Source organism: Streptomyces sp. NPDC023481, from assembly GCF_055560195.1.
Map to the genome: position 1 here is coordinate 157,826 of NZ_JBVHJE010000009.1, position 21,129 is coordinate 178,954.

The window sequence follows — 21,129 nt, forward strand, 5'->3', positions numbered from 1 at the left end:
ACACATGACAGTGCCCGACACCTTTGACGGTGCCGGGCACAGCGGGCGCCCCCTCGGGGACGCCGGGGGCGTTACGCGCGCCCTGCCGTCTTCTGCGTCTTGCGCGTGATGGAGTCGATCACCACGGTGGTCAGCAGCACCGCGGCGGTGATCATGTACTTCACCGGCTCCGCGATGGACTGCAGCTGGAGGCCGTACTGGATGGACACGATCACCAGCACACCCAGCAGCGCGTTCCACGTACGGCCGCGCCCGCCGAACAGCGAGGTGCCACCGATGACGGCCGCGGCGATCGCGTTCATCAGCAGGTCACCGGTGCCGGCGCTCTGGTTGGCCGAGGCGATCTTCGAGGCCAGGAACAGACCGCCGACCGCCGCGAGACCACCGGAGATCGCGAAGACGGAGATCCGGACCGCCGTGACGTTGATACCGGCACGCCGGGAGGCCTCGACGCTGCCGCCGAGCGCGAAGATCTTGCGGCCGTAGGCGGTGCGCCGCAGCACGAAGTCGGTGCCGACCAGGAACGCGAGGAAGATCACCGTGGCCAGCGGCAGGCCCTTGTACTGGTTGTACATGTAGGCGGCGGCGAAGGAGACCACGGCCAGCAGGACCGTGCGCAGCACGGTGTCGCTCAGCGGCCGGGACGGGACGCCCGCGGCCTCCCGGCGCCGGTTGGCGAGGAAGGAGGTGAGGAAGAACACGGCGACCACGACCACGGCGAGGCCGTACGCGGCGGCGACGTCGGAGAAGTAGTACGTGGTCAGCTTGGCGACCAGGCCCTCGCCGTCGAGGTTGATCGTGCCGTCCTCGCCCAGCACCTTCAGCATGAAGCCGAGCCAGAACAGCAGGCCGGCCAGCGTGACGGCGAAGGCGGGGGCGCCGAGCACCGCGAAGAAGAAGCCGTGCAGCGCGCCGATCGCGACACCGGCGCCGACGGCGAGGAGGACGGCCGCCCACTCGGGCCAGCCCTGGTTGACCGCGAGGACGGCCATCAGGGCGCTGGCCGCGCCGCTGACCGAGCCGACCGACAGGTCGATCTCGCCGAGCAGCAGCACGAAGACGATGCCGACCGAGATCATGCCCGTGCCGACCATCGTGACGGTGACGTCGTTGATGTTCTGCGCGGACAGGAAGTTGGAGTTCAGCACCTGGAAGATGACGCAGATGGCGGCGAGGCCGACCACGACCGGCAGGGAGCCCAGCTCGCCGGCCTTCATCTTGCGCTTGAACTCGCTCCAGTAGCCGAGCAGGCCCTGCTCGCGCACCAGCAGGCGCGGGTCGACGGCGGTGACCGCGGCGGCCGCGGCCTCCGGGTTGACGACCGGGGCGTCCTGCGGCTCCCCGGGCGTCTCGTCGAGGTTCGCGGAGGTCTTGTCGATGCTCACTGGGAAACCTCCCCGTTCGTGCGCGCCGCACGGCGGGTCACGGCGTTGTCGGTGGCGCCGGTGATGGCGGAGATGATCTCCTCCTGCGAGGTCGTCTTGACCTCGAAGACGCCGTTGTTGCGGCCGAGGCGCAGGACGGCGACCTTGTCGGCCACCGCCTTCACGTCCGCCATGTTGTGGCTGATGAGGATGACGGCGTGGCCGCGCTCGCGCAGCCGCTCGACGAGGTCGAGCACCTGGGCGGTCTGCTCGACGCCGAGGGCGGCGGTCGGCTCGTCCAGGATGACCAGCTTGGGGTCGCCGAGCATGGAGCGGGCGATGGCCACGGTCTGGCGCTGGCCGCCGGAGAGCGAGGCGATCGGGATGCGGACGCTGGGGATGCGGATCGACAGCGTGGTGAGCAGCTCGCGCGAGCGGCGCTCCATCTCGACCTCGTCCAGGACGCCCCACTTCTTCAGCTCACGGCCGAGGAAGAGGTTGCCGACGACGTCGATGTTGTCGCACAGCGCGAGGTCCTGGTAGACCGTCGCGATGCCGAGCGCCTGGGCGTCGTGCGGCCGGCTGATCGACACCGGCTTGCCGTCCCACTCGATGGCGCCCTCGTCGATGGGGTGCACGCCGGCGATCGTCTTGACCAGCGTGGACTTTCCGGCGCCGTTGTCGCCGACCAGGGCGACCACCTCACCGGCGTGGACCTCAAGCTCTACGTCGGTGAGCGCCTGAACGGCACCGAACCGCTTGGAGACCCCGCGCAACGCCAGCACGGGCGTAGCGGACACGTGAACCATCTCCTTCGCCGCCTGACCCGGCGGGAGGTTGTGCAGAAAGATGCAGGGTGGACGGGTCGGAACAACCCGTGTGGGTGGGTTGGGAGCAACCCGGGGGGAGTTCCGTCCGGCGCCCCGCGCCGAGCTTGCGGGGCTGTCGGTTGCGCGGGGCGCCGGAGGAGTCTTCGGCAGTCGGCCGCCTCCGCCGCGGGCGTTCGGGCGGTGAACGCCGGCGGGCCGGAGGGGACCGGGGACTGCTTGCCTGTTACTTGTCGAGGCCGAGCTTGTCGCAGGCGGACTTGTACTTGCCGGCGCAGATGTCGGCCACGGTGTAGACGCCGTCCTTGATGACGGTGTCCTTGATGTTGTCCTTGGTCAGCGAGGTGACCGGGACCAGGACCGAGGGCACGTCCTTCTGGGAGGTGCTGGAGACCTTGTCCTTGGCGACCGAGTCGAGCGACTTGCCCTGGGCGAGCGCGACGGCCATCTCGGCGGCGGCGTCGGCCTCGGGGGCGTACGGCTTGTAGACGCTCATGTACTGGTCACCGGCGACGATGCGCTGCACGCCGGCCAGCTCGGCGTCCTGGCCGGTGACCGGGACGTTCAGGCCGGCGGCCTTGAGGGCGGTGATGATACCGCCGGCCATGCCGTCGTTGGCGGAGTAGACGCCCGCGATGTTCTTCTTGCCGACCGCGGAGATCGCCGCCTCCATCTCGGAGTTGGCGTTGTCCGGCGACCACTCCTTGGTGTCGTACTCCTTGGCGACGGTGACCTTGCCGTCGAGGACGGAGTGCGCGCCCTTCTTGAACTGGGCGGCGTTCGGGTCGGTCACCGAGCCGTTGATCATGACGATCTTGGAGGACTTGGTGGCCTTGGAGCCCAGCGCCTTCAGCAGGGCGTTGCCCTGGGTGCGGCCGACCTCCTCGTTGTCGAACGAGGTGTAGCCGCTGATCGGGCCCTCGGCGAGGCGGTCGTAGGCGACGACCTTGATGCCCTGGTCCACGGCCTTCTGGACGGAGTTCTGGATGGCCTTGGCGTCCACCGCGTCCACGATCAGGACGTCCACCTTGTTGGTGATCATGGTGTCGACCTGCTGCGCCTGCAGGTTCGCGTCCTGGCGGGCGTTGTTGTACTGGACCTGTGCCTTGCCGTTCGTCAGTTCCTTGATCTTCTTCTCGATCAGCGGCCTGTCGAACTTCTCGTACCGGGCGGTCTTGTTCTCCGGCAGGAGCAGACCGACCTTGATGTCGTCGCCCTTCTTGGCCGACGCGGAGGAAGAGTCGTCGTTGCCCTTCGACTCCTTGGCGCTGCCACAGGCGGCCAGCGAGACGGCCATCGCGCCGGCGGCAACGGCAACGGCGGCACGACGCATACGTGCGTTCACTTGTGAAACCTCCCTGACGAGGCCGCGTCGTTGCGGCCGAGGTGGCTGGAAGTCAACTCGGCCACACGAGCGACGTCAAGAAGTAAATCCTTAACGAGATGGCAACGGTGCCATCCGTTCTCTAAGTGAAGGCAGGAGTCGCCACGGGCAGCGCACCCTCCAAAAGGGTGGAATCGCCCATCTCGCTCAGGGCGAGGGCGAGCGCTCCGAGCACCTCCGCGCGGCCCCCAAGCGCCCCTGGAAGCACGGACAGTTGGCGTGCCGCGCTGGGAATGGCGTAGCGGCCGACGGACTCCCTGATCGGCCCGAGCACCAGCTCGCCGGCCTCGGCGAGATCACCGCCGAGGACCACCCGGCTCGGGTTCAGCAGGTTGCAGAGATTGGCCACTCCGCTGCCGATGTGGCGGCCGACGTCGGCGATGACCCGACGGCAGCCGGGATCACCGTCCCTGGCCAGCCGTACGACGCCCTCCATGGTCAGGTCGGTGCCGTGGCTGGGCTGGAGCAGCGGGAGCACATAGCGCGCCGCCGCGAACGTCTCCAGGCAGCCACGGTTCCCGCAGCGGCAGACCGGACCGGATTCGTCGAGTGTGATATGCCCGATCTCTCCGGCCGTGCCGCCCGGGCCGCGGTAGATCTTCCCGTCGATGACCAGACCGGCACCGACACCGCTCGCGACCTTGATGTACGCGAGGTCCCGCACGCCCTTGCCGCTGCCCCAGACCAGCTCGCCCAGGGCGCCGAGGTTGGCGTCGTTGTCCACGTGTACGGGCACGCCGAGCCGTTCGCGCAGCTCCTCGGCTGGCTTGGTGCCGCCCCAGCCGGGCAGGATCGCGGTGGAGCCCAGGGTGCCCGACTCCACGTCGATCGGGCCCGGTACGCCGAGTCCCACGCCGGCCACCTTGGCCCGGTCCACGCCGGTCGCCGCGACCAGGCGGTTGACCAGCTGTTCGGCCCGGTCGAAGCCCTGGTCGGCGGAGGCGTCCACGTCCAGCGGCTCGGCCTCCTCGGCCAGCACCTGGTGGGCGAGGTTCCCGACCGCGACGCGCAGGTGGGTGTGCCCGAAGTCGACGCCGATGACGATGCCGGCGTCGCCGCTCAGGCTGACGCTGCGGGCCCGCCGCCCGCCCGCCGACGTGGGCGTGACCTCGACGGTTCCGCCGTCCTTCAGCTCCCGCACGATGTTGGAGACGGTCGCTGCGGACAGCCCGGTCGTCCGCGCGATCTCCGCCTGCGTGAGGGACCCGGCCAGGCGCACGGCCCGGACGACCCGCTCCAGGTTGGCCCGGTGCAGCGACGACTGCGACCCTGGAGTCTCCACGACGACCTCCTGAGCGCGGGGCCGCTTCGGCGAGGCCCCGTGTATGTCCAACTAGTGAACTCTAAGCTGAGCCGTTCGGGGTTGCTTACGTCAAGAGGTTGAACCGATCCGGGCACTCCGATAACGGCACGTATGCCATGGAAAACGGCAGGGACGCCGCTCCCGGCGGGGGGAGCGGCGTGCGCACGGACGGTCGCGGGGCGTCACCCCGCAGGGCGGGCGGCGCTACTTCAGCGCCCCCGCGGTCAGGCCCTGGACGACCTGGCGCTGGAAGACGATGTACGCCCCGAGCACCGGCAACATGGCCATCACGAGGCCGGCGAAGAGGCCCGACCAGTCACCCTTGTAGCCCTGGCTGACGGCCAGCTGGACCAGGCCCTGGGTGAGGACCCGTTTGTCGGGGTCGGTGTTGAGGACCGTCGGCAGCATGTACTGGTTCCACTGGCCCAGGAAGTTGAAGATACCGACGCTGATCAGACCCGGCTTGGCCATCGGCAGCATGATCTGGAAGAACGTACGCGTGTGCGAGGCGCCGTCCACGAACGCCGCCTCCGCGACGGACGTGGGCAGGGTACGGAAGAAGGCCGTGAGGAAGAACACCGTGAACGGCAGCGAGTACGCGATGTAGACCAGGATCAGGCCGTGGATCGTGTTCAGCAGCCCCATGTTGTTCACCACGTAGAACAGCGGGACCAGCGCGAGCATGATCGGGAAGCTCATGCCGCCGACGAACAGGTAGTAGATGAAACGGTTGCCCGGGAAGTCGAAGCGGGCGAGGACGTACGCCGCCATGGAGCCCAGCACCAGGGTGCCGATGAGCGAGCCACCGACCACCAGGACGGTGTTGAGGAAGTAGTCGCTCATGTTGGCCTGGGTCCAGGCCCGCGACCAGTTGTCGAAGTGCAGCCTGTCCGGCAGGGACCAGGGCGAGCCGAAGATGGAGCTGTCGTCCTTGAAGGACGTCATCACCGCCCACAGCAGCGGCATGACCACCATGATCGCCCAGATGACCAGGACGCCGTGGGAGAAGGCGTTGAGGACGCCGCCCTCCCTCCTGCGCCGGGCGGGCCGCGCGGCCGGTGCGTCGATCTTCGAGACGGTGGCGCCGGACTCGGCCGGCAGCGGGGCGGGGGTCTCGGTCGTCTTCATCGCTTCTAGAACTCCAGCCGCTCGCGACGGCCCAGCCGCATCACGATCGCCGCGAAGGCCAGCGTGACGACGAGGAGGGCGACGCCGATGGTGGTGGCGTAGGCGGCCTGACCGTCCCGGAACGCCTTCTGGTACACGTACAGGACCATCACCGTGGTCGAGTAGTCGGGCCCGCCCGGCCCCGTCGTCATGATCTGCACGACCGCGAACGACTCGGCGCCGAGCGCGAGGATGCCCATGTAGACCCAGCCGGACTGCACGGTGTCCCACAGCAGCGGCAGGGTGATGCGGAAGAAGGTGGTGAAGCGGCTCGCGCCGTCCAGCAGGGCCGACTCGTACAGCTCGGCCGGGATGGAGGCCATGCCCGCCGAGAACAGCACCACGAAGAAGCCGACCGTGGACCACACCAGCACCGCCATCACACACCACAGCGCGAGCCCCGGATCGCCCAGCCACAGCGGCTGGACGTGGTCGAGGCCGATGCCGCGCAGGAGCGAGTTGATCGCGCCGCTGTCGGGGTTGTAGGCGAACTGGAACAGCAGCGCGACGATCGCGATCGACAGGACCTGCGGGAAGAAATAAACGATCTTGTAGAAGGAGGAACCCCGGACCCCCGAGATCACGGGGCCGCCCCGTCTGCGGCGTCCGCCCACATTGATCATGAAGGCGAAGAACAACGCCAGACTGATCGTCACCAGCGGCAGCACCAGGGCGAACAGCAGACTGTGCTGCAACGACTTCCAGAAGATGTCGTCGTCGAGCATCCTCTTGTAGTTGTCGAAGCCGACCACCTTGAAATCGGGGCTCAGGCCGGTCCAGTCCGTGAACGAGTAATAGATGGACTGGATGAACGGCCACACCACGAAGAGCGCGTACAGTCCCAGGGGCAGGACCAGAAACCCCACGATGAACCGGTACTTGCCGTGCTGCATCGCCACTCCGGTGCGTTGGAAGGGTGCTGGTTACTGGTGCTTGTAGTGCTTGATGGAGGTGTCCTTGGCCGCCTCGTCGGCGAATGACTGGATCTTCTTGACGGCCTCGGCGGGGGTGAGCCGGCCGGCCATCATCTCGCCGAGACCCGAGACGCCGATCTTCTCCTTCTGCAGCTGCACGTACCAGTCCTGCAGCCGCGGATTCACCACGTTGGACCCGGCGAGCTTCAGCGCCGCGACACCCGACTTCAGGCCCGGGGTGAGGGTGATGCCGGTGGTGCCGCCGTTGTACGCGGTCAGCGACTTCACCTTGGCGGTGAAGTTCTTCGAGGACGCCTCGGAGAGCATGATGCGCAGCTGCTCCATGCCGCCCTCGGCGTTCGCGGCCTTGGCCGGCACGATGAAGGGCTCACCACCGGAGGCCCAGATCGTGCCGAACGGCAGCTTGTCGGAGGAGTCGATACCGGAGGGCGCCGAGACCGCGAGGTCGAAGTCGGCCGGGATGACGCTGGCCGACTCGTTCTCCACCCAGGAGCCGTTCGGGATGAACAGCGCCTTGCCCTTGGCCCAGGCGGTCTGCGACTGGATGTGGTCCAGGCCCGGGGTGCCCTGGAGGATGTAGCCCTTCTTGTACAGCTCGTAGTACGCCTCGAAACAGGCCTTGACGGCCGGGTGCTTCCAGGCGTTCGGCTCCAGGTTGTCGATGGCGTCGAGCACCTCGCGCCCGCCGACCTTGCCGATCATCGGGTAGAGGGAGAACGGGATGTAGTACGGGTACTTGCCCGCGTACGTCCAGCCCGCCATGCCCTTCTTCTTGGCCTTCTCGCAGACCTTGAGCATCTCGTCCCAGGTCTCGGGGTACTTCTCGTCGAGGGAGTCCAGGGCCTTCTGCGAGTACCAGACACCGTAGACCGTGTAGGCGTAGTAGAGGATCCAGACGGGTTTGCCGTCGAACTGGCCCATCTCCACGATGCCGGGGCGCAGAGTGTCGCGGACCTTCTTGGTCGGGTCGTCGTACGACGGCGCGTCCAGCAGCGGGGTGAGGTCGGCCAGCTGGTTCTTGCCGACGAGTACACCCATGTCCATCTGCTCGGCGCCGGAGTTGTCGATGAGGTCCGGCGGGTTGCCCTGGTTGAAGCGGGGCTGCAGGGTGGACTGGATCTTCTGGGTGGCGGAGAACTTCACCGTGGCCTTGGGGAAGTCCCTCTGGTAGATCTTCACCGCGTCCTCGGCGTACTCCTTGCCGAAGCCGCCGTCGAAGAGGACGAATTCCATCTTGGCGGTGTCATTGACCCCGAGCGGGTTCCTGGCCGTCTTCTGGCCCGCCTTGTCCTTCTTCTGCCCGCCGCCGCCACTGCTCGCACAGGCCGACAGCAGGCCCATGCCGGGGGCTGCGACCAGGCCGAGCGCGGCGGACCGCTTGATCAGATCACGACGGCCGACACCTTCGGCACCGTGGTTCGAGGTGGATCCCATGCTCAAGTCCTCGCCTTCTCCAGGACTCAGGCGGTGAACCGGATCCTCCCCGGCACCGCGGTCGGGTAGTGCTGGGTCGTGCAGGGGTGGTGCAGGGTCGTGCGGGAAACGCCGACAGGTATAGTCCACTTCCCATCGGCGGAGCAAGATCGAATGCAGTGTTCGCGTTGGGTCTTTTCCGAGTTGAGACCTCGCGGAAATATGACGGCCCGACGAGTGGCCCGGCGGAAAAAGTCGCCACATAACTCCCTGAATGCCACGGCCAACACCCTTGACATCATGGGCCACTTGGCCACCTACTGGTTCCTGCGCCCGTAACTGACAACGTTGTCCTGAGGGGGCGCAGGAGGGGAAGTCCTTGAGATGTTGGCCAGAAAGCGGCACAGATGGGCTCCGGCGGCCGTCCTCACGGCCGCCTTTGTCATGGCCGTCGGCGCGCAGGGCGCCGCGGTCGCCGTGCCCGCCAAGGCTCCGGCGACCGACCGGGAGTTCGCATCCTCGTTCGAGGTGGGTGATCCGGCGCCGGACTGGCTGAACACCGTCGACACCGGACCGGACGGCGGCAAGCGCGCCTCGGGCGTCGACGGCGGCTACAGCACCGGCATTCCGGGCAATGTCACCGACCACGTCACCGAGGTCCGGGCGAGCGCCGAGAACGCGGGCGCCGGCGAGGTCAAGGAGAACCTGGTCGACGGCGAGCCCGGCACCAAGTGGCTGACGTTCGCGCCCACCGGCTGGGTGGAGTTCGACCTGGACAAGCCCATCAAGATAGCGACGTACGCGCTCACCTCGGCCAACGACTACGCCGAGCGCGACCCCGAGGACTGGACCCTGAAGGGCTCGGCCGACGGCCGGGACTGGAAGACGGTCGACACCCGCACGGGCGAGACCTTCGCCGAGCGGTTCCAGACGAGGTCGTACGACCTCGCCGAGCCGGCGGAGTACCAGTACTTCCGGCTGGAGGTGACGCGGAACGCGGGAGCCCCGGACATCCTGCAACTGGCCGATGTGCAGTTGTCCACCGGCGGCTCGGGCGGGCCGGTGCCGCAGGACATGCTGACCCTGGTCGACAAGGGACCGAGCGGCTCCCCGACGGCCAAGGCGCGCGCCGGGTTCACCGGGAAGCGCGCCCTGCGTTACGCCGGCCGGCACACCGCGGGCGGCCGGGCGTACTCGTACAACAAGGTCTTCGACGTGAACGTGCGGGTGGCCGGCGACACCCGGCTGTCGTACCGCATCTTCCCGTCGATGGCCGACGGCGACCGCGACTACGACGCCACGAACGTCTCCGTCGACCTGGCCTTCACCGACGGCACCTATCTGAGCGACCTGGGCGCCCTGGACGAGCACGGCTTCCCGCTCTCTCCGCGCGGCCAGGGCGCGTCGAAGGCCCTCTACGTCAACCAGTGGAACGACGTGAGCGCGCGGATCGGCTCGGTGGCGGCCGGCCGGACCGTCGACCGGATCCTGGTGGCGTACGACTCCCCGGACGGGCCGGCGAAGTTCCGCGGCTGGCTGGACGACGTGAGCCTGGGGCCGGTGCCGCCCGAGAAGCCGAAGGCGCATCTGTCGGACTACGCGCTGACCACCCGGGGCACCAACTCCAGCGGCAGTTTCTCGCGCGGCAACGACTTCCCGGCGACGGCCCTGCCGCACGGCTTCAACTTCTGGACGCCGGTGACCAACGCGTCCTCGCTGAGCTGGCTGTACGAGTACGCACGTGCGAACGACGACGACAACCTGCCGACGATCCAGGCGTTCAGCGCGAGCCACGAGCCGAGCCCGTGGATGGGCGACCGGCAGACCTTCCAGCTGATGCCGTCGGCCGCGTCGGGCCCGCCGGACACCGGCCGCGAGGCGCGCGAGCTGCCCTTCCGGCACGAGAACGAGACCGCGCGGCCGTACTACTACGGGGTGCGGTTCGAGAACGGCCTCAAGGCCGAGATGACGCCGACCGACCACGCGGCCGTGCTCCGCTTCACCTACCCCGGCGACAACGCGAACGTGCTGTTCGACAACGTCACCGAGCAGGCCGGGCTGACGCTCGACAAGGAGCACGGGACCGTCACCGGCTACTCGGACGTGAAGTCGGGCCTGTCCGCGGGCGCGACCCGGATGTTCGTGTACGGCGAGTTCGACAAGCCGGTCACCGAGGGCACGTCGAGCGGGGTCAAGGGGTACCTGCGGTTCGACGCGGGCGCCGACCGGACCGTTACCCTGCGCCTGGCGACCTCCCTCATCGGCGTCGACCAGGCCAGGGACAACCTGCGCCGGGAGATCCCGGACGGCACCTCCTTCGGCGCGGTCGAGGCGCGGGCCCAGCGGACCTGGGACAGGCTGCTCGGCAGGGTCGAGGTGGAGGGCGCGACCCCGGACCAGCTGACCACGCTGTACTCCGGCCTGTACCGGCTGTACCTGTACCCGAACTCCGGGTTCGAGCGGGTCGACGGCAAGGACCGGTACGCCTCGCCGTTCTCCCCGATGCCGGGTCCGGACACCCCGACGCACACCGGCGCGAAGATCGTCGACGGCAGGGTGTACGTGAACAACGGCTTCTGGGACACCTACCGGACCACGTGGCCGGCGTACTCGTTCCTGACGCCGTCCCAGGCGGGGGAGATGGTCGACGGGTTCGTGCAGCAGTACAAGGACGGCGGCTGGACCTCGCGCTGGTCCTCCCCCGGCTACGCCGACCTGATGACCGGCACCTCCTCGGACGTGGCGTTCGCCGACGCGTACGTCAAGGGCGTGAGGTTCGACGCGAAGGCGGCGTACGACGCGGCCGTGAAGAACGCGACCGTCGTCCCGCCGATGTCGGGTGTGGGCCGCAAGGGCATGGCCACCTCGCCCTTCCTCGGCTACACCTCGACCGACACGCCCGAGGGCCTGTCGTGGGCGATGGAGGGCTACGTCAACGACTACGGCATCGCGAGGATGGGCGAGGCGCTGTACAGGAAGACGGGCGAGAAGCGCTACCGGGAGGAGTCGGCGTACTTCCTCAACCGGGCCCGGGACTACGTGAACCTCTTCGACGCCAGGGCGGGCTTCTTCCAGGGCCGCAACGACCAGGGTGACTGGCGCGTGGACTCCGCGACGTACGACCCGCGCGTGTGGGGCTACGACTACACGGAGACCAACGGCTGGGGCTACGCCTTCACCGCCCCGCAGGACAGCCGGGGCCTGGCCAACCTGTACGGCGGCCGGCGGGGTCTCGCCGACAAGCTGGACGAGTACTTCGCCACCCCGGAGACGGCCTCCCCCGACAACGTCGGCTCCTACGGCGGTGTCATCCACGAGATGACCGAGGCGCGGGACGTCCGGATGGGCATGTACGGCCACTCCAACCAGGTCGCGCACCACGTCATCTACATGTACGACGCGGCCGGCGAGCCCTGGAAGGCGCAGGCGTACGTCCGTGAGGCGCTGTCCCGGCTCTACACCGGCAGCGAGATCGGGCAGGGCTACCACGGCGACGAGGACAACGGCGAGCAGTCGGCCTGGTACCTCTTCTCCGCGCTCGGCTTCTACCCGCTGGTGATGGGCAGCGGCGAGTACTCCATCGGCTCCCCGCTGTTCAAGCAGGTCACCGTGCACCTGGAGAACGGCCGGGACCTGGTGGTGCGGGCGCCGCGCAACAGCGCGAAGAACGTCTACGTCCAAGGGGTCAGGGTCGACGGCCGCCCCTGGACGTCGACGTCGCTGCCGCACTCGCTGCTCGCCAAGGGCGGGGTGCTGGACTTCTCCATGGGTCCGAGGCCGTCGGCGTGGGGCACCGGCAAGGACGCGGGCCCGGTCTCCGTCACCAGGGACGACAAGGTGCCGGCGCCCCGCGCGGACGTGCTGAAGGGTGCCGGACCGCTCTTCGACGACACCTCGGCGACGAGCGCGACGGTCGCCTCGGCGGACCTGCCGGCCGAGAGTGCGGTGCGGCCGGTCCAGTACACGCTGACCTCGGGCGCGGACCACACGAAGGCACCGACCGGCTGGACGCTCGAGGGCTCCACCGACGGCACCACCTGGCACACCCTGGACCACCGCTCCGGCGAGACGTTCCCCTGGGACCGCCAGACCCGCGCCTTCACCATCACGGCACCGGGCACGTACGCGCACTACCGCCTGGTCCTGGACGCGGAGTCGACGCTGGCGGAGGTGGAACTGCTGGCCTGACACGCGAGGCACCGGCCCCTCACGCTCACCCCGCTCCCCTTCCGGGAGCGGGGTGATGTCACATCGGCGACCGCCCCCGGGACGCGTCCCAGGCAGGGGCGGCTCAGCCGGCCCGCAGGACGCCCGCTCGTGGCGCTGCCCGTTACTCGCCCTCCGGGAAGGACGGCGGCGGGTCGGTCGTGCCCCAGGTGGGGTCCGGGACCGTGGACAGGGTGTAGTCGAGCCGGCCGCCGTCGCGGACGAAGGTCGCGGGCAGCCAGGGGCGGTCGCCGGTACGGCCGTTCACCCGCAGGGAGTGGATGTACGGCGCGTCGGCCGCCGCTCCCGTGGCCCGGATCGAGATGTCGCCGCCGTACGGCCGGTCGATCTCGACCCGTTCGAACAACGGTGAGGCGAGGACCAGTTCGGCGCGGGACGGCACCTGCGGGTACATGCCGAGGGCGGCGAAGACGTACCAGGCGGACATCGCGCCGAGGTCGTCGTTGCCCGGGATGCCGCCGGGGCCGGTGGACCACAGCTGCCGCACCGCCGCGCGGACGGTCTGCTGGGTCTTGTAGGGGGCGCCCGCGTAGGCGTACAGGTAGGGGACGTTGATCGACGGCTCGTTGTCCAGTTCCGACTTGGTGCCGCCGTGCCCGGTGAGGGCCCAGCCTCCGTCGGCGTCGTGGAAGAAGTCGTCCAGCCGGGCGAGTGCCCTGTCCCGGCCGCCCATCGCGGCGAAGAGACCGGCCGGGTCGTGCGGGACCATCCAGGTGTACTGGGCGGCCGAGCCCTCGACGAACCCGTCGCCGGTGTCCGGGGTGAACCCGGCGGCCCAACTGCCGTCGGCGTTGCGGTCGGCGACGTAACCGCCCTCGGGCGTGGCCGCGGCATCGAAGTTGTTCCGCCACCACTGGGCGCGGCGGGCGAACCGGGCCGCCGTGCCCTTCTCCCCCGCCGCCCGGGCGAGTTGGGAGATCGCGAAGTCCGCGGTCGACATCTCCAGCGTCTCCGCCGCGCCGCCCCAGGCGTTGGACACGCTCGGCATGTAGTGCAGCGCGAGGTACTTGTCCAGGGAGGGACGCTGGCCCGCCGACAGCACGGGCCGGCCGGCCGGGGACAGGTCCTGTGCCGTGGGCACGGTCGCCGCCCGCACCAGGGACCTCAGGGCTCCCGGGAGGTCGAAGTCGGTGCCGCCGAAGGCGCGGATGCCGGCCAGCGCGGTCGGCGAGGGGTCGCCGTTCATGACGTGGGTGCCGCTCGCCCCGTGCAGCCAGCGGTCCCACACCCCGCCGTTCTGCCGGGCCAGTTCGTACAGGGACTGCGCGATGTCCGAGCCGGTGCGCGGGTCGAGCAGGGTGAGCAGCTGGACCTGGTCGCGGTAGACGTCCCAGCCGGAGAAGGTGCCGTACTGGGCCCGCCGGCGGCGGTCGACCGTGTGCACGCGGCCGTCGGCGCCCCGGTACCTCCCGTCGGCGTCGCTGATGACGTTCGGGTGCAGCAGCGCGTGGTAGAGCGCGGTGTAGAAGGTGGTGCGCTCGGTGTCCGTGCCGCCGCCGACCCGGACGGCCCCGAGCCGCTCCCGCCAGGCCCGCCGGGCCTCTTCCCGGACCGCGTCGAAGGACCGGCCCGGCGGGTTCTCGGCGGCCAGGTTGGCCGCGGCGGCCTCCCGGCCGACGTAGGAGATGCCGACCTCGGCGTGCACCGGGCCGTCGCCGGGCGCGAACTCGACGTACCCGCCGGCGCCCTTCCCGGCGACCGGCCGGCCGCCGTGCGTGAAGCCGCCGGTGCCGCCGGAGGCCTCCCGGGAGCCGGGCTCCAGCCGGTCGTCGTGCCAGGTGCCGGTGGCCCGGAAGGCGCGGTCGAAGCGGGCGGTGAAGTAGAGCGTGTAGTAGGCGCGTTGGCCCTCGGGGTCGAGGTAGCCGCAGAAGTTGCCGGAGGTGACCGAACCGGAGACGGTCCGGGTGTCCGGGTCGATCGAGACCGTCGAGTCCGCCGATCCCACCTCGGAGTCGGCCGTGCGCACGAGCAGGGAGGCGTGCTTGCCGGCCGGGTAGGTGAAGCGGGCCGAGCCGGTGCGCGCGGTCGCGGTGAGGTCGGCGGTGACGCCCGAGGCCAGGCCGACCCGGTAGTGGCCGGGCTCGGCACGCTCGTCGGCGTGGCGGAAGTCGGAGGCGTAGACGGCGTCCCCGGTGTCGCTCGCCGGGGAGGAGGTGACCTCGCCGGCGTACGGGAAGAACGGGATGTCGCCGCTGCCGCCCGCGCAGCCGGTGCCGGACATGTGGGTGAGGCTGAAGCCGCGGATGCGGGTGGCGTCGTACTGGTAGCCGCCGGGCGCGGCGGTTCGGGTCGCGTCGCCGCGCGTGTTCTCCGGGCTCCAGGAGAGCATGCCGAACGGCACGACGGCGCCGGGGAAGACGTCGCCGCCGTGCCGGGTGCCGATCAGCGGGTCGACGTACGGGGTGGGGTCCTTGACGGGGACGGGGGAAGCGGCGCTCGCCGCGAGGGCGGGGGAAACGGTGCCGCCGGTCGTGAGGAGCACGGCCAGCAGCAGGGACGCGGGTCTCATGGGCATGACGCGGCCCTTCCTCCTGTCGGACGGGTCGCGCACCACAGGTCGCACAAGCCGCAGGGACGGTAACGCGTGCCACCGGTACCACGGAAGACCGCGTACGCGCCGCCCGGCGCGCGCCGGGATCACCCGGTCGGGCTACCCAAGCGGCTTGACCGCGTTGCCGGTTCGGGCGGTAGAGTCATGTACAGACCATTTGACAACGATGTCGCGCGACCGTTTCGCCGCACTAGCCGCCCGGCCCCACCCCGTTCAGCCGCTCAAGCCCCACAGCCCGCTCACATCCCACAGCCGCTCACCCCCCAGCTCGCCCACATCCCTTACGGTGCAGGCCATTTCCCCCGGGCAGGTCCCCCACCCCCCTCACCTGCCCGGCTCGCGGACCCGGTGCGTACGCCCACCGGGTCCGCCCAGAGCGGCTCAACCGACCCGGCAGGGCAGGGTGGTGGCGCTGTCGCCGCCGGCCCCCTCGACGGAGCGGGAGCGGGAACGCGGGCTGGGGTGGGAGCGGGAACCGGGAATGTCGTGGGAGCGCTCCCATGCCCTCTTCCCGGAAGCCGGCGCCAAGCGCCGAAGGTGTAAACGCCCGTGCGGCCGCGGGCCGGGCGACCGCGGCGCCGGAGGCACGCTTGACAAGGGGCACCTCAGGTTTTATCCCGAAAACGGGGGCGAGCCGGGAGGAGAACGCAGATGGCGCGTCCGGTGGGTATCGACCTCGGTACGACGAACTCGGTGGTCTCGGTCCTGGAAGGCGGCGAGCCCACCGTCATCACGAACACGGAAGGCGCGCGGACCACGCCGTCGGTCGTGGCCTTCGCCAAGAACGGCGAGGTGCTGGTCGGCGAGGTCGCCAAGCGGCAGGCCGTGACGAACGTGGAGCGCACGGCGCGCTCGGTCAAGCGGCACGTGGGCGACCACGCCTGGCGGTTCCCCGACCAGGGGGACATCGACGGCAAGCGGTACACGGCGCAGGAGATCTCCGCGCGGGTGCTGCAGAAGCTGAAGCGGGACGCGGAGGCGTACCTCGGCGAGGACGTCACCGACGCGGTGATCACCGTGCCCGCCTACTTCGACGACGCCCAGCGGCAGGCCACCAAGGAGGCCGGTGAGATCGCGGGCCTGAACGTCCTGCGGATCATCAACGAGCCGACGGCGGCGGCGCTGGCGTACGGGCTGGACAAGGAGAACGACCAGACCGTCCTCGTCTTCGACCTGGGCGGCGGCACCTTCGACGTGTCGCTGCTGGAGATGGGCGAGGGCGTCATCGAGGTCAAGGCCACCAACGGCGACACGCACCTCGGCGGCGACGACTGGGACCAGCGGGTCGTGGACCACCTGGTCCAGCAGTTCAGGAACAGCTACGGCGTCGACCTGGCCAGGGACAAGATGGCCGTGCAGCGGCTGCGGGAGGCGGCGGAGCGGGCGAAGATCGAGCTGTCGTCGTCCAGCGAGACCTCGATCAACCTGCCGTACATCACCGCGTCCGCGGAGGGCCCGCTGCACCTGGACGCCAAGCTGACGCGCGCCCAGTTCCAGCAGCTGACGGCGGATCTGCTGGAGCGGTGCAAGGCGCCGTTCCACAACGCGGTCAAGGACGCCGGGGTCAAGGTGTCCGACATCGACCACGTGGTCCTGGTGGGCGGTTCGACGCGGATGCCGGCCGTGACGGAGCTGGTGAAGGAGCTGACCGGCAAGGAGCCGCACAAGGGCGTGAACCCGGACGAGGTGGTGGCCGTCGGCGCCTCCCTCCAGGCCGGTGTGCTCAAGGGCGAGGTCAAGGACGTGCTGCTGCTCGACGTCACCCCGCTGTCCCTCGGCATCGAGACCAAGGGCGGCATCATGACGAAGCTGATCGAGCGCAACACCACGATCCCGACCCGGCGTTCGGAGATCTTCACGACGGCCGAGGACAACCAGGCCTCGGTGAGCGTGCAGGTCTACCAGGGCGAGCGGGAGATCGCCGCGTACAACAAGAAGCTCGGCATGTTCGAGCTGGCCGGCATCGCGCCCGCCCCGCGCGGGGTGCCGCAGGTCGAGGTGGCCTTCGACATCGACGCCAACGGCATCATGCACGTCTCGGCGAAGGACCTCGGCACCGGCAAGGAGCAGAAGATGACCGTCACCGGGGGTTCGGCGCTGCCCCGGGACGACATCGACCGGATGGTCCGGGAGGCGGAGGCGCACGCGGAGGAGGACCGCGACCGCCGGGAGGCGGCGGAGACGCGCAACCAGGCCGAACAGCTCGTGTACTCCAGCGAGAAGCTCATCAGGGAGAACGCGGACCGGATCCCGGCCGACGCGCGGTCCGAGACGGAGACGGCGCTGGCCGAGCTGAAGGAGAAGCTGAAGACGGAGGACACGGCGGCGATCCGGCAGGCCTTCGACCATGCCGCGCAGGCGGCGCAGAAGATCGGTACGGCGCTGTACGAGCGGTCGCGGAGCGAGCAGGCCGCACAGCCGGGTGCCGACGGTACCGCGGCCTCCGGTACGACGGGTTCCGGCGGAGCTGCCTCCGGTGGGTCGGCCTCCGGCGGGGCTGGTTCCGGCCGGGCGGCTTCCGATGGGGACGACGAGGTGGTGGACGCCGAGATCGTCGACGACGACAAGCCGGAGGCGGGCTGACGATGGACGGGGCGCGGACACCGGGCACGCGTGAGGCGGAGCGCCTGCTCCAGGAGCGCACCGCCGATCTGCAGCGGGTGAAGGCCGAGTACGACAACTACCGCAAGCGAGTGCGCCGGGACCGCATGGCCGTACGCGAGATCGCCGTGGCCAACGTGCTGACCGCGCTGCTGCCGGTGGTGGACGCCGTGGACCGGGCGTGCGCGCACGAGCCGCTCACGCCCGGCCTCAAGGACATCGCCGACACCCTGCGCGCGCGACTGGGTTCGCTGGGCCTGGAGGCGTTCGGCGAAGAGGGCGAGCCGTTCGACCCGGCGCGCCACGAGGCGCTGGCGCACCACGCGGCCCCGGGCGCCGAGCGGCTGGTCTGCGCGGAGGTCCTGCGCCCCGGCTACCGGATCGGCGAGCGGCTGCTGCGGCCCGCGTACGTGGCGGTCGGCGGCCCGCCGTGACCTCCCGGCGCGGTGCCCAGGCGCGGCGGCGCCGGCGGGCCGCCCGGTCCGCCGGCGCCGGTCCTGATGTGTCCACCTCGTGGACGGACCATAGCCACACGAAGAACACCAGTGCTACAAATGCGGGCATGTCGGACGCATCTGCCCGATGCAGGCGTCTCACATGGCGCACTGCGATCGGCAAGATCCCCCGGAGCGTCGCCGGACAGGTGTTCCTGTTCCAGGTCGCGCTGGTGGTGCTGCTCGTCCTGTGCGCCGTCCTCGCCCTCGTCCTGCAGTCGAGGCGGGACACCACCGCCGAGGCCAGGCACCGGTCCATCGCCGTCGCGCAGACCTTCGCGCACTCCCCGGGCCTGCTCCAGGCGCTGCGCTCCCCCGACCCGACCCGCATCCTGCAGCCGCTCACCGAGGCGGGGCGCAAGCCGGCGGGGGTCGACTTCATCGTGGTCATGAACACGCACGGCATCCGCTACACCCATCCGCTGCCCAGCAGGATCGGCCGGCGGTTCGTGGGCACCATCGGGCCGTCGCTCGCCGGCCGGGTGTACACCGAGAGCGTGCAGGGCCCGCTGGGCCGCGAGGTGCAGGCCGTCGTGCCCGTGGACGACGCCCGCGGCAAGGTGGTCGCCCTGGTCTCCGCGGGGCTGAAGGTCAAGAACGTCACCAGCGCGCTGGACCGGCAGCTGCCCATCATCCTGGGCGCCGGGGCCGGCGCGCTGGTGCTGTCGACCGGCGGTACGGCCCTGGTGGGGCGCCGGCTGCGGCGGCAGACGCACAGCCTGGCACCGGACGAGATGAGCCGCATGTACCAGCACCACGACACCGTGCTGCACTCGGTGCGCGAGGGCGTGCTCATCATCGGGGCCGACGGCCGGCTGCTGCTCGTCAACGACGAGGCGAGGCGGCTGCTGGAGCTGCCCGCCGACGTCGAGGGGCGCCTGGTGCGGGAGCTGGAGGACCTGGACCCGGCGACGATGGAGCTGCTCGCCTTCGGGCGTCCGGCCAGCGACGAGCTGCACTTCGCCAAGGGGCGCCTGCTGGCGGTCAACCAGCGGCCCACCGACCGCGCCGGCGGCCCCGGCGGCACCGTCGTGACGCTGCGCGACTCCACCGAGCTGCAGGCGGTGTCCGGCCGCGCCGAGACCGCCCGGGAGCGGCTGGAGCTGCTGTACGACGCGGGGCTGTGCATCGGGAGCACGCTGGACGTCATGCGTACGGCCGACGAGCTGGCGCGGGTCGCCGTGCCGCGGTTCGCCGACTTCATCACCGTCGACCTGGCCGACGCCGTCCTGCACGGCGAGGAGCCGGCTCCCACGGCGAGGAACCTGCGGCGGATCTCCGTCAGCGGCATCCGGGACGACCATCCTCTCTACGAGCAGGGCCGGCTGATCGACTTCCTGCCGTCCACCCCGCAGGCCCGCGGTTACGACACCGGCCGCTCGGAGCTGGTGACCGACCTGGCGGCCGCCGAGGGCTGGCGGGCCCAGGACCCGGAGCGGACCCGGCGGATCCTGGACTTCGGCATCCACTCGCTCATCTCCGCGCCGATCCGGGCGCGCGGTGCCGTGCTGGGCATGGCCAACTTCTGGCGCTCCAAACGGGAGCCGTTCGACGAGGACGAGCTGTCCCTGGCGGAGGAACTGGTGGCCCGGGCCGCGGTCAGCATCGACAACGCCCGCCGCTACACCCGCGAGCACGCCCTCGCGGTCACCCTCCAGCGCAGTCTGCTGCCCCGGGCGCTGCCCGAGCAGAGCGCGCTGGAGGTCGGCTACCGCTATCTGCCGGCGCAGTCGGGGGTGAGCGGCGACTGGTTCGACGTGATCCCGCTGCCGGGCGGCCGGGTGGCGCTGGTCGTCGGCGACGTGGTGGGGCACGGTCTGCACGCCGCGGCGACGATGGGCCGGCTGCGGACCGCGGTGCACAACTTCTCCACGCTGGACCTGCCGCCGGACGAGCTGCTCCAGCACCTGGACGACCTGGTGGGCCGCATCGACCAGGAGGAGGCCTGCCCCGAGACGGCCGGGCAGATCCTGGGCGCCACCTGTCTGTACGCGATCTACGACCCGGTGTCGCGCCGCTGTGTCATGGCCCGGGCCGGGCATCCGGCGCCCGCGCTGGTCGACCCCGACGGCACTGTCGTCTTCCCGGAGCTGCCGGCCGGGCCGCCGCTGGGCCTGGGCGGCCTGCCGTTCCGCACGGCCGAGCTGGAGCTGGCCGAGGGCAGCCAGCTCGTGCTGTACACCGACGGTCTGATCGAGGACCGTACCCGGGACCTGGACGTGGGCATGGAGCTGCTGCGCCGGGCCCTGGCGGGCCATCCCGGCCGCCCTCCGGAGGAGAGCTGCCGGGCGGTGCTGGAGCAGCTGCTGCCCGAGCGGCCCGAGGACGACGTGGCGCTGCTCGTCGCGCGCACCCGGGTGCTGCCGGCCGACCGGGTCGCCGACTGGGACGTACCGCGCGATCCGGCCGCCGTGTCGGGGATGCGCGGGGCGGTCTCCGCCCAGCTGGCCGAGTGGGGGCTGGACGAGCTGGGCTTCGGCATGGAACTCGTGCTGAGCGAGCTGATCACCAACGCCATCCGGTACGGCTCGGACCCGGTCCACGTACGGCTGATCAACGACCGCACGCTGATCTGCGAGGTGGCCGACGGCAGCAGCACCTCGCCGCATCTGCGGTACGCGGCGAGCACGGACGAGGGCGGCCGGGGCCTGTTCCTGGTCTCGCAGCTGACCGAGCGCTGGGGCACCCGGTACACCCCGCACGGCAAGGTGATCTGGGCGGAGCTCGCGGTACCGGACCTCTCGGCGCTGCTCGGGGACTGAGGGCCGCCGGGGGTACGGCGAAGGGCCGCACCCCCGCTGCCGGGGATGCGGCCCTCGTCCGCCGGACGCCGCCGCCTGTGCGCGGGTCGGTCCGCGAGCGG

General features: G+C 70.4%; 12 protein-coding genes. 4 read left to right on the forward strand and 8 right to left on the reverse strand.

Annotated elements, in window-relative coordinates; genetic code table 11:
- Positions 1–71: 71 nt before the first annotated feature.
- From ACZ3ZD_RS19520 to ngcE, 7 genes are all read right to left on the reverse strand, one after another.
- On the reverse strand, positions 72–1,385 hold the full coding sequence (locus tag ACZ3ZD_RS19520; protein ID WP_467398755.1) for a sugar ABC transporter permease: 1,314 nt from the start codon (positions 1,383–1,385) through the stop codon (positions 72–74).
- Positions 1,382–2,173 (reverse strand): ATP-binding cassette domain-containing protein, encoded by a 792-nt coding sequence (locus ACZ3ZD_RS19525; RefSeq protein WP_467398757.1) that lies wholly within the window; start codon positions 2,171–2,173, stop codon positions 1,382–1,384. Before ACZ3ZD_RS19525 ends, ACZ3ZD_RS19520 begins: the two co-directional genes overlap by 4 nt.
- A 244-nt stretch (positions 2,174–2,417) precedes the next feature.
- A complete protein-coding gene (locus ACZ3ZD_RS19530; RefSeq protein WP_467399005.1) occupies positions 2,418–3,524 on the reverse strand; it encodes a sugar ABC transporter substrate-binding protein in 1,107 nt (368 codons plus the stop codon).
- 133 nt (positions 3,525–3,657) lie between these two features.
- Positions 3,658–4,857 (reverse strand): ROK family transcriptional regulator, encoded by a 1,200-nt coding sequence (locus tag ACZ3ZD_RS19535; RefSeq protein WP_467398760.1) that lies wholly within the window; start codon positions 4,855–4,857, stop codon positions 3,658–3,660.
- A 225-nt stretch (positions 4,858–5,082) separates the two neighbouring features.
- Positions 5,083–6,006, reverse strand: coding sequence for a carbohydrate ABC transporter permease (locus ACZ3ZD_RS19540; RefSeq protein WP_467398762.1), 924 nt, complete (start codon positions 6,004–6,006; stop codon positions 5,083–5,085).
- A 5-nt stretch (positions 6,007–6,011) separates the two neighbouring features.
- On the reverse strand, positions 6,012–6,938 hold the full coding sequence (locus ACZ3ZD_RS19545) for a carbohydrate ABC transporter permease (protein WP_467398765.1): 927 nt from the start codon (positions 6,936–6,938) through the stop codon (positions 6,012–6,014).
- A 30-nt stretch (positions 6,939–6,968) separates the two neighbouring features.
- Positions 6,969–8,414, reverse strand: a complete 1,446-nt coding sequence (gene ngcE, locus ACZ3ZD_RS19550; RefSeq protein ID WP_467398767.1) for an N-acetylglucosamine/diacetylchitobiose ABC transporter substrate-binding protein — start codon at positions 8,412–8,414, stop codon at positions 6,969–6,971.
- Positions 8,415–8,777: 363 nt separating this feature from the next.
- Between ngcE and ACZ3ZD_RS19555 the strand changes: the two genes are divergently transcribed.
- Complete coding sequence (locus ACZ3ZD_RS19555; RefSeq protein WP_467398770.1) at positions 8,778–12,581, forward strand: GH92 family glycosyl hydrolase; 3,804 nt, start codon at positions 8,778–8,780, stop codon at positions 12,579–12,581.
- A 142-nt stretch (positions 12,582–12,723) separates the two neighbouring features.
- On the opposite strand, the gene ACZ3ZD_RS19560 is transcribed toward ACZ3ZD_RS19555, so the two are convergent.
- Positions 12,724–15,135, reverse strand: coding sequence for a GH92 family glycosyl hydrolase (locus ACZ3ZD_RS19560; RefSeq protein WP_467398773.1), 2,412 nt, complete (start codon positions 15,133–15,135; stop codon positions 12,724–12,726).
- 687 nt (positions 15,136–15,822) lie between these two features.
- Between ACZ3ZD_RS19560 and dnaK the strand changes: the two genes are divergently transcribed.
- The 3 genes from dnaK (at position 15,823) to ACZ3ZD_RS19575 (ending at position 21,028) form a co-directional block, all read left to right on the forward strand.
- Entirely contained in the window at positions 15,823–17,754 is a 1,932-nt protein-coding gene (gene dnaK / locus ACZ3ZD_RS19565; protein ID WP_467398775.1) for a molecular chaperone DnaK, read from the forward strand.
- A 2-nt stretch (positions 17,755–17,756) separates the two neighbouring features.
- Positions 17,757–18,206, forward strand: a complete 450-nt coding sequence (gene grpE, locus ACZ3ZD_RS19570) for a nucleotide exchange factor GrpE (protein WP_467398778.1) — start codon at positions 17,757–17,759, stop codon at positions 18,204–18,206.
- A gap of 128 nt (positions 18,207–18,334) precedes the next feature.
- Complete coding sequence (locus ACZ3ZD_RS19575) at positions 18,335–21,028, forward strand: SpoIIE family protein phosphatase (protein WP_467398779.1); 2,694 nt, start codon at positions 18,335–18,337, stop codon at positions 21,026–21,028.
- Positions 21,029–21,129 lie beyond the last annotated feature (101 nt).

Coding starts and splice junctions, on each gene's coding strand:
- ACZ3ZD_RS19525 (WP_467398757.1), bottom strand. CDS start 2,173: ATGGTTCACGTGTCCGCTACGCCCGTGCTGGCGTTGCGCGGGGTCTCC.
- ACZ3ZD_RS19530 (WP_467399005.1), bottom strand. CDS start 3,524: ATGCGTCGTGCCGCCGTTGCCGTTGCCGCCGGCGCGATGGCCGTCTCG.
- ACZ3ZD_RS19540 (WP_467398762.1), bottom strand. CDS start 6,006: ATGAAGACGACCGAGACCCCCGCCCCGCTGCCGGCCGAGTCCGGCGCC.
- ACZ3ZD_RS19545 (WP_467398765.1), bottom strand. CDS start 6,938: ATGCAGCACGGCAAGTACCGGTTCATCGTGGGGTTTCTGGTCCTGCCC.
- ngcE (WP_467398767.1), bottom strand. CDS start 8,414: ATGGGATCCACCTCGAACCACGGTGCCGAAGGTGTCGGCCGTCGTGAT.
- ACZ3ZD_RS19555 (WP_467398770.1), top strand. CDS start 8,778: ATGTTGGCCAGAAAGCGGCACAGATGGGCTCCGGCGGCCGTCCTCACG.
- ACZ3ZD_RS19560 (WP_467398773.1), bottom strand. CDS start 15,135: ATGCCCATGAGACCCGCGTCCCTGCTGCTGGCCGTGCTCCTCACGACC.
- dnaK (WP_467398775.1), top strand. CDS start 15,823: ATGGCGCGTCCGGTGGGTATCGACCTCGGTACGACGAACTCGGTGGTC.
- grpE (WP_467398778.1), top strand. CDS start 17,757: ATGGACGGGGCGCGGACACCGGGCACGCGTGAGGCGGAGCGCCTGCTC.
- ACZ3ZD_RS19575 (WP_467398779.1), top strand. CDS start 18,335: ATGTCGGACGCATCTGCCCGATGCAGGCGTCTCACATGGCGCACTGCG.